This is a genomic window from Cognatiluteimonas sedimenti (assembly GCF_022808325.1).
GTDB lineage: Bacteria > Pseudomonadota > Gammaproteobacteria > Xanthomonadales > Xanthomonadaceae > Cognatiluteimonas > Cognatiluteimonas sedimenti.
The window spans coordinates 550,789-564,657 of sequence record NZ_JALGCL010000001.1 but is presented as its reverse complement, the minus strand read 5'-3'; the positions used below and the strand labels follow the sequence as shown (position 1 = coordinate 564,657).

10 protein-coding genes are annotated in these 13,869 nt (G+C 65.5%); 9 read left to right on the top strand and 1 reads right to left on the bottom strand.

Annotated elements, in window-relative coordinates:
• The first annotated feature begins 26 nt into the window (after positions 1-26).
• From tal to MQC88_RS02685, 4 genes are all read left to right on the top strand, one after another.
• The gene (tal, locus tag MQC88_RS02700; protein ID WP_243319001.1) at positions 27-1,109 is read left to right on the top strand and encodes a transaldolase; all 1,083 of its coding nucleotides are present in this window, start codon (positions 27-29) and stop codon (positions 1,107-1,109) included.
• A 151-nt stretch (positions 1,110-1,260) separates the two neighbouring features.
• A complete protein-coding gene (pgi, locus tag MQC88_RS02695) occupies positions 1,261-2,928 on the top strand; it encodes a glucose-6-phosphate isomerase (RefSeq protein ID WP_243318999.1) in 1,668 nt (555 codons plus the stop codon).
• Between the two features lie 32 nt (positions 2,929-2,960).
• On the top strand, positions 2,961-5,018 hold the full coding sequence (tkt, locus tag MQC88_RS02690; protein ID WP_243318997.1) for a transketolase: 2,058 nt from the start codon (positions 2,961-2,963) through the stop codon (positions 5,016-5,018).
• 161 nt (positions 5,019-5,179) lie between these two features.
• Positions 5,180-5,389 (top strand): hypervirulence associated TUDOR domain-containing protein, encoded by a 210-nt coding sequence (locus tag MQC88_RS02685; protein WP_243318994.1) that lies wholly within the window; start codon positions 5,180-5,182, stop codon positions 5,387-5,389.
• A 186-nt stretch (positions 5,390-5,575) separates the two neighbouring features.
• Here MQC88_RS02685 and gnd read toward each other — a convergent pair whose 3' ends face one another.
• The gene (gene gnd / locus MQC88_RS02680; protein ID WP_243318993.1) at positions 5,576-6,481 is read right to left on the bottom strand and encodes a phosphogluconate dehydrogenase (NAD(+)-dependent, decarboxylating); all 906 of its coding nucleotides are present in this window, start codon (positions 6,479-6,481) and stop codon (positions 5,576-5,578) included.
• Between the two features lie 224 nt (positions 6,482-6,705).
• On the opposite strand from gnd, the gene MQC88_RS02675 reads away from it, so the two are divergent.
• From MQC88_RS02675 to MQC88_RS02655, 5 genes are all read left to right on the top strand, one after another.
• The gene (locus MQC88_RS02675; RefSeq protein ID WP_243318991.1) at positions 6,706-7,665 is read left to right on the top strand and encodes an SOS response-associated peptidase family protein; all 960 of its coding nucleotides are present in this window, start codon (positions 6,706-6,708) and stop codon (positions 7,663-7,665) included.
• Between the two features lie 264 nt (positions 7,666-7,929).
• On the top strand, positions 7,930-10,308 hold the full coding sequence (hsdR, locus tag MQC88_RS02670) for an EcoAI/FtnUII family type I restriction enzme subunit R (RefSeq protein WP_243318989.1): 2,379 nt from the start codon (positions 7,930-7,932) through the stop codon (positions 10,306-10,308).
• 3 nt (positions 10,309-10,311) lie between these two features.
• The gene (locus MQC88_RS02665; RefSeq protein WP_243318986.1) at positions 10,312-10,692 is read left to right on the top strand and encodes a hypothetical protein; all 381 of its coding nucleotides are present in this window, start codon (positions 10,312-10,314) and stop codon (positions 10,690-10,692) included.
• A 4-nt stretch (positions 10,693-10,696) separates the two neighbouring features.
• Positions 10,697-12,166, top strand: coding sequence for a type I restriction-modification system subunit M (locus MQC88_RS02660; protein WP_243318984.1), 1,470 nt, complete (start codon positions 10,697-10,699; stop codon positions 12,164-12,166).
• Entirely contained in the window at positions 12,163-13,842 is a 1,680-nt protein-coding gene (locus MQC88_RS02655; protein WP_243318982.1) for a restriction endonuclease subunit S, read from the top strand. Before MQC88_RS02660 ends, MQC88_RS02655 begins: the two co-directional genes overlap by 4 nt.
• Positions 13,843-13,869: the final 27 nt, after the last annotated feature.

The following is a 13,869-nucleotide window of genomic DNA, read 5'->3' as shown; positions in this document are numbered from 1 at the left end:
CAAGCAAGCATGAGGCGAGGTCACCAATGAACCAGAACCTGCAAGAGCTGCGCGCCACCGGCCAGAGCCTGTGGCTGGACAACATCACCCGCGCCATCCTCGACGACGGCAGCCTTGCGCGCTGGATCGGGGAATGGGGCCTGACCGGGCTGACCTCCAATCCGAGCATCTTCGACGAGGCGATCGGCGACGGCGACGCCTACGACGCCGCCATCGCCGACAAGCACGCCGCCGGCAAATCGGGCGAAGCGCTGTTCATCGAGTTGGCGCTGGAAGACCTGCGCCGTGCAGCGCGCCTGTTCGAGCCCGCGCACGCGGCGACCGACGGCGTGGATGGCTGGGTATCGATGGAGATCTCGCCGCTGCTGGCCGCCGATACCGCCGGCAGCGTCGCCGCGGCGCGCCGCATCCACGACCAGGCGCAGTGCCGCAACCTGTTCGTCAAGATCCCGGGTACGCCCGAGGGCGTGCCGGCGATCGAGCAATCGATCTACGACGGCGTACCGGTCAACGTCACCCTGTTGTTCTCCACCCGGCAATACCTGGCTGCGGCCGAGGCCTACCTGCGCGGGATCGAGCGCCGCATCGCCGACGGCCGCGACCCGGTGGTCGCGTCGGTGGCATCGCTGTTCGTCAGCCGCTGGGACAAGGCGATCGCCTCGAGCGCGCCGACGCAACTGCGCAACGGCCTCGGCATCGCCATCGGCAAGCAGGCCTATCGTGCCTACCGCGAGCTGCTCGAGTCGGAACGCTGGCGGCGGCTCGAGGCCGCCGGCGCACGGCCGCAGCGCCTGCTGTGGGCCAGCACCAGCACCAAGGACCCGGGCGCGCCCGACACCCTGTACGTCGCAGCCCTGGCCGCGCCGGATACGATCGACACGATCCCCGAGAAGACCCTGCGCGCCTTCGCCGACCACGGCCGCGTCGATGGGGTGATGGCCAGCGACGGCGGCGACGCTGAACAGCTGCTGCAGCGCTACGCCGATGCCGGCATCGACACCGAGGAGCTGGCCGAGCGCCTGCAAAAGGACGGCGCCGCGGCGTTCGTCAAATCCTGGAAGCAGCTGTTGCACCGGATCGAGGACAAGGCCGCGGCGTTGCAGCATTGACCCTGGCCGTCATTCCCGCGAAAGCGGGATTCCAGTATCGTGATTGCTTCGACTGCACGATGCCGGATCCGCGTTTTCGCAGCGAGGATGCAACGTCCGCACCTGCCAACGGCTTCCGGCCACCCGCCGCCAAGGACACGCATTGAAGGGCATGACCGACCGCAGCAGCGACCTTCCCGCCCAGCCCGCGCCCTCGCTGGTGGCGCGCCCGCAGTGGCAGGCGCTGCGGCAGCACGCGCAGGCACGGGCCGAGCGCACGCTGCAGGACCTGTTCGCGGCCGATCCGCAACGCGGCGAGCGACTGGTCGCCGAGGCCGCCGGCCTGTACCTGGATTATTCCAAGCAGCGCGTCGGCGACGACACCCTGCAGTTGCTGCTGCAACTGGCCGACGCCTGCGGCCTGCGCGCGCGGATCGACGCGATGTTCGCAGGCGCCCGGATCAACGCCACCGAAGACCGCGCCGTGCTGCATGTGGCCCTGCGCGCGCCCGAGGGCGAATGCATCGCCACCGGCGGCGACGACGTGGTGCCGGAGGTGCACGCGGTGCTCGAGCGCATGGCGGCCTTTGCCGGGCAGGTGCGCGACGGCCGCTGGACCGGCGCCACCGGCCAGCGCATCCGCAACGTCGTCAGCATCGGCATCGGCGGCTCCGACCTCGGCCCGGTGATGGCTTACGAAGCGCTGCGCCACTACAGCCGGCGCGAGCTGGCATTCCGCTTCGTCTCCAACGTCGATCCGACCGATTTCGTCGAAGCCACCCGCGGCCTCGATCCGGCCGAAACGCTGTTCATCGTCTGCTCCAAGACCTTCACCACCCAGGAAACCCTGGTCAACGCCCACGCCGCGCGCGACTGGTGCCTGGCGGCCCTGCACCACGAGGCCGCGGTGGCCAAGCACTTCGTCGCCGTGTCCACCAACGAGGCCGGCGTGCGCGATTTCGGCGTCGACCCGGCCAACATGTTCGGGTTCTGGGACTGGGTCGGCGGCCGCTACTCGATGGATTCGGCGATCGGGCTGTCGACCATGATCGCGATCGGCCCGGACCACTTCCGCGAGATGCTCGCCGGCTTCCACGCCATGGACGTGCATTTCCGCAGCGCGCCGTTCGAACGCAACCTGCCGGTGCTGATGGGCCTGCTGGGCATCTGGAACAACAACTTCCTCGGCGCGGCCACGGTCGCGGTGCTGCCGTACGCGCAGTACCTCAAGCGCTTCCCGGCCTACCTGCAGCAGCTGACGATGGAGAGCAACGGCAAGCACGTCGGCCTCGATGGCAAGCGCGTCGAAGTCCAGACCGGTCCCATCTACTGGGGCGAACCCGGCACCAACGGCCAGCATTCGTTCTACCAGCTGCTGCACCAGGGCACGCGGCTGGTGCCGTGCGACTTCATCGGCTTCTGCCAGCCGCTCAACCCGCCGGACGCGCAGCACGACCTGCTGATGGCCAACCTGTTCGCGCAGGGCGAGGCGCTGGCGTTCGGCAAGCGCGCCGCGCAGGTGCGCGCCGAGGGCACGCCCGAGGCGTTTGTGCCGCACCGCGTGTTCGACGGCAACCGGCCCAGCAGCACGATCCTCGCCGACCGGCTCACGCCCCGCAGCCTCGGCGCGCTGGTCGCGCTGTACGAGCACGCCGTGTTCGTGCAGGGCACGATCTGGAACATCGACAGCTTCGACCAGTGGGGCGTGGAACTCGGCAAGCAGCTGGCGAAGACCACCGAGGCCGAACTCGCTGCCGCCGCGCCCGCGCTGGCGCACGACAGCTCCACCAACGCGCTGATCCGGCGCTACCGCGAACGACGGGGACGCGACGCCAGCTGACGCCGCGCCACCCGGGCCACGAGGAGGCGACCATGCCCGACCAGATCGACCAGCGCTGCATCGACACCCTGCGGTTCCTCGCGGTGGACATGGTGCAGAAGGCGGACAGCGGGCATCCCGGCCTGCCCCTGGGTGCCGCCCCGATGGCCTACACGCTCTGGCAGCGCTTCCTCAAGCACAACCCGCGCAACCCCGGCTGGAGCGACCGCGACCGCTTCGTGCTCTCCGCCGGCCACGGCTCGGCCCTGCTGTACGCGCTGCTGCACATGGCCGGCTACGACCTGTCGCTGGACGACATCAAACAGTTCCGGCAATGGGGCAGCCGCACGCCCGGCCACCCCGAACGCGGCCACACGCCCGGCGTGGAAGTCACCACCGGGCCGCTGGGGCAGGGCATGGCCAACGCCGTCGGCCTGGCGATGGCCGAGGCGCAGCTGGCCGCGCGCTACAACCGCGACGGCTTCGACATCGTCGACCACCGCACCTGGGCGCTGGTCAGCGACGGCGACCTGATGGAAGGCGTCGCCGCCGAGGCCGCATCGCTGGCCGGGCACCTCAAGCTTGGCAAGCTCAACTGCCTGTACGACGACAACTACGTGACCCTGGCCGCCGGCACCGACATCACCTTCAGCGAGGATCGCGGCAAGCGCTTCGAGAGTTACGGCTGGCACGTGCAGCACGTCGCCGACGGCAACGACGTGGAGGCGATCGCCGCCGCGTTGCAGGCCGCGCGCGACGAAACCGGCAGGCCCTCGCTGGTGATCGTGCGCACCCACATTGGCTATGGATCGCCGGAGCAGGACAGCTACAAGGCGCACGGCTCGCCGCTGGGCGAGGAGGGCGTGCGCAAGACCAAGCAGGCGCTGGGCTGGCCGACCGAACCCGACTTCGTGGTGCCAGAAGACGCGCTCGCGCACATGCGCCAGGCGGTCGCCCGCGGCGCCGACATCGAGGACGACTGGAACACCCGCTTCGCCGCCTACGCGCACGCGCACCGCGATCTCGCCGCCGAGCTCGAGCGCAGCCTGCACGCTGCGCTGCCCGACGGCTGGGACGCCGCCCTCCCGGTGTTCCCCGCCGACGCCAAGGGCATGGCCACGCGCGAGGCCTCGGGCAAGGTGATGAACGCCATCGCCGCCAGGCTGCCGCAACTCACCGGCGGCTCCGCGGACCTCGACCCCTCGACCAAGACCGCGCTCAAGGGCCTGGGCGACTTCAACCCGCCGGCCACCGCCGCCACCGACACGCAGGGTTCCGAAGGCGGCGGCTGGAGCCTGGCCGGCCGCAACCTGCACTTCGGCGTGCGCGAGCACGCGATGGGCGCGATCGCCAACGGCATGGCCGCGCACGGCGGCTGCCTGCCGTACACCGCCACCTTCCTTGTCTTTTCCGACTACATGCGCCCGCCGATGCGCCTGGCCGCACTGTCGAAGCTGCACGTGGTGCATGTGTTCAGCCACGACTCCATCGCCCTGGGCGAGGACGGCCCCACGCACCAGCCGGTGGAGCAGCTCGCCGGCCTGCGCGCGATCCCCGGCCTCACCGTGATCCGCCCCTGCGACGCCAACGAAACCGCGGCCGCCTGGCGCGTGGCGATCGAGACCCGCAACGCGCCGGTGACCCTGGTGCTGACGCGGCAGGCGGTACCGACGCTGGACCGCACCCGCTTCAAGGCGGCCGACTGCCTGTGCTGCGGCGCCTACGTGCTCGACGACGACGACACCAGCCCCGCGCTGATCCTGATCGCGTCGGGCTCGGAAGTGCACCTGGTCGTCGAAGCCGCGCAACGCCTGCGCGCGCAGGAGATCGCCGTGCGCTGCGTATCGATGCCCAGCTGGGAACTGTTCGACGCGCAACCGCGCGAGTATCGCGACAAGATCCTGCCGCCGCGGGTGCGGGCGCGGCTGGCGGTGGAGGCGGGCGCCACCCAGGGCTGGTGGCGTTACGTCGGCGACGCCGGCGACGTGATCGGCGTCGACCGCTTCGGCGCCTCCGCCCCCGGCGACACCAACCTGCGCGAATACGGCTTCACCGTGGACAACGTCTGCAACCGCGCCCTGGCGTTGCTGCGCAGCAAACACCCCTCCTGAATCCAAGTCTTCCTGTAGGAGCGGCTTCAGCCGCGAGCTCTCCCTCCAATCAACCGCCATCCAAAAGATCGCGGCTGAAGCCGCTCCCACGGGCCGCTCCCACAGAGCCCTCCCACGGAATCCGCTTCCACAACAACTCCGGCAGCCGCCAAGAACGCCCCATGCCCCATGAATTCAAACCCGGCGACCACGTGCGCTGGAACTCCGAGGCCGGCCACGTCGGCGGCACCATCACCAAGGTCCACACCCGCGACTTCGACTGGCACGGCTACACCCGCCACTGCAGCGAAGAAGACCCGCAATACGAAATCAAGAGCGACAAGACCGACCACGTCGCGGTCCACAAGGGCAGCGCCCTGCACAAGGCCTGACCCAAGCCCCGTGCCCCTGCAGGAGCGGCTTCAGCCGCTACATCGGCACCGCAGGCGATCCGGTCGCGTCAGACCGCCAACTCGCCCCCTGTAGGAGCGGCTTCAGCCGCGACCCATGGTGCAGCGAACGATCCGGTCGCGGCTGAAGCCGCTCCTACATAGGCACGGACAACCGCAAGCGCCGCGCTACGCCTTCCTGATCGCGTGCCCGCCGAACTCGTTGCGCATCGCCGCCAGCAACTTGTCGGCGAACGAATCGTCGTCGCGCGAGCGCAGCCGCGCCATCAGCGACAGCGCGATCACCGGCGCCGGCACGTCCAGGTCGATCGCCTCGGCCACCGTCCAGCGGCCCTCGCCGGAATCGGCCACCCACGGCGCGATCCCGTCCAGCGTCGGGTTCTTGCCCAGCGCATCGGCGGTCAGGTCCAGCAGCCACGAACGCACCACGCTGCCGCTGCGCCAGATCTGCGCCACCTGGTGCAGGTCCAGCGCGAACTCCTGCTTGTGCCGCAGGATCGAGAAGCCTTCGGCATAGGCCTGCATCAGCCCGTACTCGATGCCGTTGTGGACCATCTTGGTGAAGTGGCCGCTGCCGACCGGGCCCACGTGGCCCCAGCCGGCGTCCTTCGCCGGCGCCAGCGTTTCGAACACCGGCCGCAGCCGCTCCACCACCGCCTGGTCGCCGCCGACCATCAGGCTGTAGCCCTCGGCCAGCCCCCACACGCCGCCGCTGGTGCCGCAATCGACGTAGCCGATGCGCTTGGCGGCCAGCGCCTGCGCGCGCCGCAGCGTGTCCTTGTAATTGGAATTGCCGCCGTCGATGACCACGTCGCCCGGCGCCAGCAGCCCGGCCAGCGCCTCGACGGTGCCGTCGGTGATCTTGCCGGCCGGCACCATCATCCACACCGCGCGCGGCGCGGGCAGGGCGGCGACCAGCGCCTGCAGCGAGTCCGCGGTGCCGCCGCCTTCGTCGGCCAGCGCCTTGCGCGCCGCGGCATCCGGGTCGAAGCCCACCACCGTGTGCCCGTCGCGCAACAGGCGCTGTGCCATGTTGCCGCCCATGCGGCCCAGCCCGACCATGCCCAGTTCCATGCCGACTCCTGCGGTTGCCAGGCGGCCATCATGCCTGCGGGCGCATGATCCGAACGTGGATGCGCACCACGCGGGCCGCGGCGCGCCGGCGCAACCGGCGTCAACCGACGTGCGCCGGCGTTCGCTGGCGTTTACAGGCGTCGGACGATGGCCCACGCCGATCGCGCGGCCGATCCCCGGCCCCGGCTGGATCGCTCCGGCAATCGGAGCCAAGATAGGCCGCCATGTGCTACTCCGCCCAGATCCGCCACGATTTCGCCCGCTTCACCCGCGAATACGGCGCGGTGATCGACCTCCAGGCCTTCGTGCGCCTGTACTGGGACCGCCACGAGGGCGCGAAGGCGAAGATCCCCAAGGCGATGGACGCCCTGTTCGCCCACCCGCAAAGCGACGACGAGCGCGCGATCAAGGCGATGATCGACGAACACGACCGCGCGCAGGCCGCGGCGCTGGAGCAGGAGCTGTTCAAGCAGCGCAAGCGCCTGGCCGATGCCGAGCGCACCCTGCGGACCAGGACCACCAAGGCGGCGACCGAGAGCCGCCGCATCGCCACCGCCAAGGTGGCGTGGGCGCTGGGCAAGCTCGCCGACCTGCGGCGGACCACGCTGGTGGATGCCGACGCGCGCATCTTCCCCGGCTGGTATGCGCCGGTGATCGCCAGCGACGGCGGCCGGCGCGTGCTGCGGCCGATGCGCTACCAGTGCCGCCCGGCCGGCAAGCCGGCGGGCAACGACACCCGCTACCCCGGCACCTACAACGCGCGCCGCGACAACCTCGAGGGCTTCTGGAAGGGCCTGTTCGGCGCCAGCCACGGCCTGCTGGTGATCAACGCCTTCTACGAGAACGTGGCGCGGCATGCGATGGAGCATCGCGCGCTCGCGCCCGGCGAGCAGGAGCAGAACGTGGTGCTCGAATTCCGCCCGCGCCCGACCCAGGACATGCTGGTGGCGTGCCTGTGGTCACACTGGCAGGGCGCGGATGCGCCCGACCTGCTGTCGTTCGCCGCCATCACCGATACCCCGCCGCCCGAAGTCGCCGCCGCCGGCCACGACCGCTGCGTGATCCCGATCAAGCCCGGCAACATCGATGCGTGGCTGAACCCGGATGCCGCCGACCTGGCGGCGCAGTACGCGATCCTGGATGACCGCGAGCGGCCGTATTTCGAGCATCGGTTGGCGGCGTAGGGGACTCCGGGGCTACGCACGGGCGCAAATCCGGCTGAAAAGCGCCGGAATCTCGCATCATGCGACCCGCACGGGCATCATGGAGGATGTCGTCGCTGGCAGGGGAGGCCGATGACCGTACTGACCGACCGCTTCACTCGTGGCGTGGACTACGCGGGCATAGCTCTTGCCGCCCAGGTGCGCAAAGACACCAATGCAGGACTCGCAGGGAGTGCCGCCGGTTAGGATGTCATCGCTGGGCGAAGGCGCCGGCAGGGGGGTGGGATGGACAAGAAGACGTTCAGTGAGCGCGATATCTGTACAAAGTTTATCGCCCCTGCCATCCAGCGGGCGGGTTGGGATATCCAGACCCAGGTCCGCGAAGAAGTCAGCTTCACCAAGGGCCGCATCATTGTTCGGGGCAAGCTGCACAGCCGTGGCAGGGCGCGGCGCGCGGATTTCATCCTCTACCACCAGCCCAATCTGCCTTTGGCCGTGATCGAGGCCAAGGACAACACGCATTCGGTCGGTGCCGGCATGCAACAGGCGCTGAATTACGCAGAAGCATTGGACGTCCCGTTCGTGTTCTCCAGCAATGGCGATGGCTTCCTGTTTCACGACCGCACCGGCACGGGTGAGAAAGTCGAAAGTGCCCTGAGCCTCGAAGAGTTCCCGGCGCCCGACGCATTGTGGCGCCGCTACTGCCAGTGGAAAGGCTTCGACGCCGTGGCGGAACAGAAGGTTGAAACGCCGTATTACGACGACGGCACTAGCCGTGCGCCGCGCTACTACCAGGTCACTGCCATCAATCGGACGCTGGAAGCGGTAGCGCGAGGACAGGATCGGATCCTGCTGGTCATGGCCACCGGAACCGGCAAGACCTACACCGCGTTCCAGATCATCTGGCGGCTTTGGAAGTCGCGGCAAAAGAAGCGGATCCTGTTCCTCGCGGATCGCAACATTCTGGTGGACCAGACCAAGAACAACGACTTCAAGCCGTTTGGCGCGGCGATGACAAAAATCAGCAAGCGCCAGATCGACACCTCATACGAGATCTACCTCTCCCTTTACCAGGCGGTGACGGGCAACGATGAGGAACGCAACATCTACAAGCAGTTCTCGCCCGACTTTTTCGATCTGGTGGTGATCGACGAGTGCCATCGTGGCAGCGCAGCGGAGAACTCGGCGTGGCGGGAGATCCTCGACTATTTCGCGGGCGCAACGCACATCGGCCTCACTGCGACGCCCAAGGAAACCAAGGACGTCTCCAGTACCCATTATTTCGGTGAACCGGTCTACACCTACAGTCTCAAGCAGGGCATCGAGGACGGATTCCTGGCGCCCTACAAGGTAGTCCGCATCGACTTCGACAAAGACCTGGAGGGCTGGCGGCCGCCCAAGGGGATGGTGGACAAGAGCGGTCAGTTGATCGAAGACCGCATCTACAACCAGCGCGACATGGATCGCGGCCTGGTGCTGGAGGCGCGTACTCAACTGGTGGCGCAGAAGATCACGGAATTTCTGGTGGCGTCGGATCCGTTCCAGAAAACGATTGTCTTTTGTGATGACATCGACCATGCCGAGCGAATGCGCCAGGCGCTGGTCAATCTCAACCCGGAGCGCGTGCGTGAGAACCGCAAATATGTCATGCGGATTACCGGCGACGAAGCCGAGGGCAAGGCCGAGCTGGACAACTTCATCAACCCGGAAGAGCGCTATCCGGTGATCGCTTGTACCAGCAAGCTGATGACGACGGGCGTGGATGCGCAGACCTGCAAGCTGATCGTGCTCGACCAGCACATCAAGTCGATGACCGAGTTCAAGCAGATCATCGGCCGCGGCACCCGCATCAACGAGGACTACGGCAAGTACTGGTTCACCATCCTCGATTTCAAGAAGGCGACCGAGCTGTTCGCCGATCCCGCGTTCGATGGGGAGCCGGTGCAGATCTACAAGCCCGGCCCCGGTCAATCGCCGGTTCCCCCTGAGATGCCCCCATCTACAGGTGATACTCAAGGCGGCAGCGGCGGCACGGTCGCGCCTGGCTGGACCACGGCCGGCCCCGGAGAAGGCGGGGCCGGCGTCAGTGAACCTCGCCCGCGCTACGTCGTAGACAACGTCGAGGTGCGCGTGGTGGCGGAACGCGTGCAGTACTACGGGCCGGACGGCAGGCTGATCACCGAGTCACTGAGGGACTTCACCCGCGATCGTGTCCGGCGCCAATTCACGTCGATGGATGATTTCCTGCGGCGCTGGGCCGACGCCGACCAGAAGAAGGCCATCATCGAGGAGCTCGCCAGTCACGGCGTGTTGTGGGATGAACTGACCGCGGAAGTCGAAAAAAAACTGGGCAAGGCGCTGGATCCTTTTGACCTGATCTGCCATGTCGCGTTCGACCAGCCGCCAATGTCCCGCCGCGAGCGCGCGGACAACGTGCGCAAGCGCAACTATTTTGCCAAATACCAGGGCACCGCCAGACTGGTGCTGGAAGGGTTGCTCGACAAGTACGCCGATACCGGCATCGCGCACATCGAAGACATCAGGATCCTGCAGCTCGACCCGTTCCGTCGATTGGGCGCGCCGATCGAACTGGTCAGGGCCTTTGGAAGCAAGGCGGGGTATGACTCGGCCTTGCATGAACTTGAAGATCAACTTTACGGGTAAGCGATGCTCAACAGTATTGAAGTGGAAGCCATTCTCAAGGAGCATGGTTTTTCGTTGGCGTCTGCGGATAGTAGGCGTTACGCACATGGATTCAGGCATGGAGGTCTGGGCGATCCGCTTTACGTGAAAGCGAAGACGGCCAAGACAGGTACGCCAGTTGCGGTGGGCCGTTATCCGCTCGTCGTTCACCCGTTGAACGCGCCACTGACCAGGCTTTCAGCCTTGCCTGGCGTGCACATGGCGCCCAGCCCGTACCACAACACCAATCTTGCGGATTTCCCGAAGCGGGACAATGGTGGCAAGAAGGAAATTGCCCATGGACGAGCGTTCCAGTTTGCCGACCGGGTCGCATTGGACGCCTTCGTTGATGCAGTGTTGAGCTGACGTCATGTCGATCACCAGCACCATCAAATCCATCCAGGACATCATGCGCAAGGACGTGGGTGTCGATGGCGACGCCCAACGCATCGGTCAGCTTGTCTGGATGCTGTTCCTCAAGATCCTCGATGACCGCGAACAGGAGTGGGAGCTGCTGGATGACAGCTACCGCTCGCCATTGCCGGAACGCTACCGTTGGCGCATGTGGGCGGCAGACCCGGAGGGCATGACCGGCGATGAACTGAAGGAATTCCTCGACAACGACCTGTTCCCGGGGTTGCAGGGCCTCAACCCGCGTCACAGCAAGCCGTTGGGCTACGTGGTGCGGGCGGTGTTCGAGGACGCCTACAACTACATGAAGTCCGGCCAGCTGATCAGGCAGGTGATCAACAGGATCCAGTCCGGTGTGGACTTCAACAAGGCGCAGGAACGGCACTCGTTCGGCGACGTGTACGAACAACTGCTGCGCGACCTGCAAAGCGCTGGCAACGCGGGCGAGTTCTATACGCCGCGTCCGGTCACCGAATTCATGGTGCGGATGGTCGATCCCAGGCTGGAGGAAACCGTGATGGATCCCGCCTGCGGCACCGGCGGCTTCCTGACCTGCACCATCGAGCACAAACGCAGGCACTACGTCAGAACCGCCGAGGACGAGCGCATCCTGCAGGCCAGCATTTCGGGGGTGGAGAAGAAGCCGCTGCCGCACCTGTTGGCCACCACCAACATGATCCTGCACGGGATCGAAGTGCCCAGCCAGATCCGCCACGACAACACCCTGGCCAAGCCGTTGATCAGCTGGGGGCCCAAGGACCGGGTGGATTGCATCGTCGCCAATCCCCCGTTCGGCGGGATGGAAGAGGACGGCATCGAGACCAACTTCCCGGCGGCCTTCCGCACCCGCGAAACCGCGGACCTGTTCCTGGTGCTGATCATGCACCTGCTGAAGCTGGGCGGTCGCGCGGCGGTCGTGTTGCCGGATGGCTTCCTGTTCGGCGAGGGCATCAAGAGCCGGATCAAGGAGAAGCTGCTGACCGAATGCAACCTGCACACCATCGTGCGGTTGCCGAACGGGGTCTTCAATCCGTACACGGGCATCAAGACCAACCTGCTGTTCTTCACCAAGGGCGTGCCGACCCGCGAGGTCTGGTTCTACGAGCACCAGTACCCGAAGGGGGTAAAGAGTTACAGCAAGACTAAGCCGATGCGGATCGAGGAATTCGAGGTCGAGCAGGCGTGGTGGGGTAGCGAGGCCGATGGGTTCGCTGCCCGCGTGGAGAACGAGTTCGCGTGGAAGGTCAGCATCGAGGAACTGCGCGCCCGCAGCTGGAACCTGGACTGCAAGAACCCGCACGTGGGGGAGCAGGTCAGCCACGATCCCGAGGAACTACTGCGCGATTACGCGCGATTGCAGGACGAAATCGCCGGCTTGCGTGACCAGTTGAAGACGGTGCTGGCCGAAGCGCTGGAGCGTGAGGCGTGACAGTGTTGACCGATCATCTGCCGCTGCTGACGGGTGCTCCAAGTGGGATCAAGAAGTTGCGAGAGCTGATCTTGGAGCTGGCGGTGCGTGGAAAGTTGGTGCCGCAGGATCCAAATGACGAGCCGGCGAGTGATTTGCTCGATCGAATCGCTGCAGAAAAGTCACGATTGTTGGCCGAAGGGGCGATCAGGAAAGAAAAGCAATCTTCTGAGGGCAGAGAGCAGGCGCCCCCATTCGAGCTGCCGAGCAGTTGGACTTGGGCTCGCCTTGGGGATGTTGCATTTTCGCAAGCGGGCTTCGCCTTCAAGTCAGGCGGTTTCAATCAGGCGGGGTTAGGCCTGCCTCTAATACGAATAAGGGATGTTGGACAACCATTCTCAGGGACCTTCTTCGATGGGGACTTTCGGCCTGAGTTTGTTGTACGGCATGGGGACTACCTCATTAGCATGGATGGAGAGTTTCGAGTTGCCCTGTGGACAGGGAGCGATTCACTCCTGAATCAGCGAGTGAGCCGACTTGTATTCTTCAGTAGTGAATTGGCGCGACGCTTTGTAGCCGAGGCTCTGCAAGCCCAACTGAGTCAGCTGCAGGGTGTCAAGGCGTACACGACAGTTGATCACCTTTCCGGTGCTCAAATCTCAAATTCACTTATCGGGCTTCCCCCGGTCAGAGAGCAACACCGAATCGTCGCCAAAGTCGATGAGCTGATGGCGTTGTGCGACGCACTCGAAGCCCAGCAGATCAATGCCGAAGGCGCTCACGCTCAGTTGGTGCAAGCCCTGCTCGACAGCCTGACCCAGGCCAGTGACGCCGAAGACTTCGCCGCCAGCTGGAAGCGCCTCTCCGAGCACTTCGACACCCTGTTCACCACTGAGGCCAGTATCGACGCGCTCAAGCAGACGTTGCTGCAATTGGCGGTGACCGGGAAGCTCGTGCCGCAGGTTGCGGATGATGCGCCAGCGAGTGAATTGTTAAAGCAGATTGCAGCGAAAAAGAAGATGCTGATTTCCGAGGGTGAAATTAGGGCCCCGAAGTCAGTGACGAAGATCGATAAAGAAGAAACACCAACTCGTGTTCCAAATACTTGGGAGTGGGTGAGGCTAGAATCTCTACTTAGAAGAATTGGTGCAGGAAGTACTCCACTTGGAGGCAAGAAGGCCTATGTTGAAAAGGGCATCAAGTTCCTCCGATCTCAAAACGTATGGAACAGCGGGCTTCGACTAAGTGACGTTGCTTTCATCCCTCCTGCAACACACAAGCGAATGCGCGGGACGCATGTTGAAGCAGGTGATTTGCTTTTCAATATCACGGGGGCTTCGATAGGACGTTGCGCGCTCGTCCCAGACGACTTCGACACTGGAAACGTAAGCCAGCACGTGACAGTGATGCGGCCAGTCCTGGCAGATATGCGCTCATTCTTGCATGTGGTTTTGATGTCTGAGCTTGTGCAGAAGGCAGTAATGGATGTTCAGGTGGGGGTTTCGCGCGAAGGGCTCAGCATTGGAAAGCTATCTCAGTTTCTTGTTCCCGTCCCCCCTATTGCCGAACAACACCGCATCGTTGCCAAAGTCGACGAACTCATGTCGCTTTGCGACCAACTGAAATCCCGCATCCGCGAAACCCGCGCCTTGAACGAGCAACTCGCCACCACCTGGGTCGAACGCGCCGTCGCCTGACCGGACCCTTGGCCGCCAACGATCTGC

Bases quoted from the DNA above. Each gene is read 5' to 3' on its own strand.
- gnd (WP_243318993.1), bottom strand. From the start codon at position 6,481: ATGGAACTGGGCATGGTCGGGCTGGGCCGCATGGGCGGCAACATGGCA.
- MQC88_RS02675 (WP_243318991.1), top strand. From the start codon at position 6,706: ATGTGCTACTCCGCCCAGATCCGCCACGATTTCGCCCGCTTCACCCGC.
- tkt (WP_243318997.1), top strand. From the start codon at position 2,961: ATGCCCGACCAGATCGACCAGCGCTGCATCGACACCCTGCGGTTCCTC.
- MQC88_RS02685 (WP_243318994.1), top strand. From the start codon at position 5,180: ATGCCCCATGAATTCAAACCCGGCGACCACGTGCGCTGGAACTCCGAG.
- MQC88_RS02660 (WP_243318984.1), top strand. From the start codon at position 10,697: ATGTCGATCACCAGCACCATCAAATCCATCCAGGACATCATGCGCAAG.
- pgi (WP_243318999.1), top strand. From the start codon at position 1,261: ATGACCGACCGCAGCAGCGACCTTCCCGCCCAGCCCGCGCCCTCGCTG.
- tal (WP_243319001.1), top strand. From the start codon at position 27: ATGAACCAGAACCTGCAAGAGCTGCGCGCCACCGGCCAGAGCCTGTGG.
- MQC88_RS02665 (WP_243318986.1), top strand. From the start codon at position 10,312: ATGCTCAACAGTATTGAAGTGGAAGCCATTCTCAAGGAGCATGGTTTT.
- hsdR (WP_243318989.1), top strand. From the start codon at position 7,930: ATGGACAAGAAGACGTTCAGTGAGCGCGATATCTGTACAAAGTTTATC.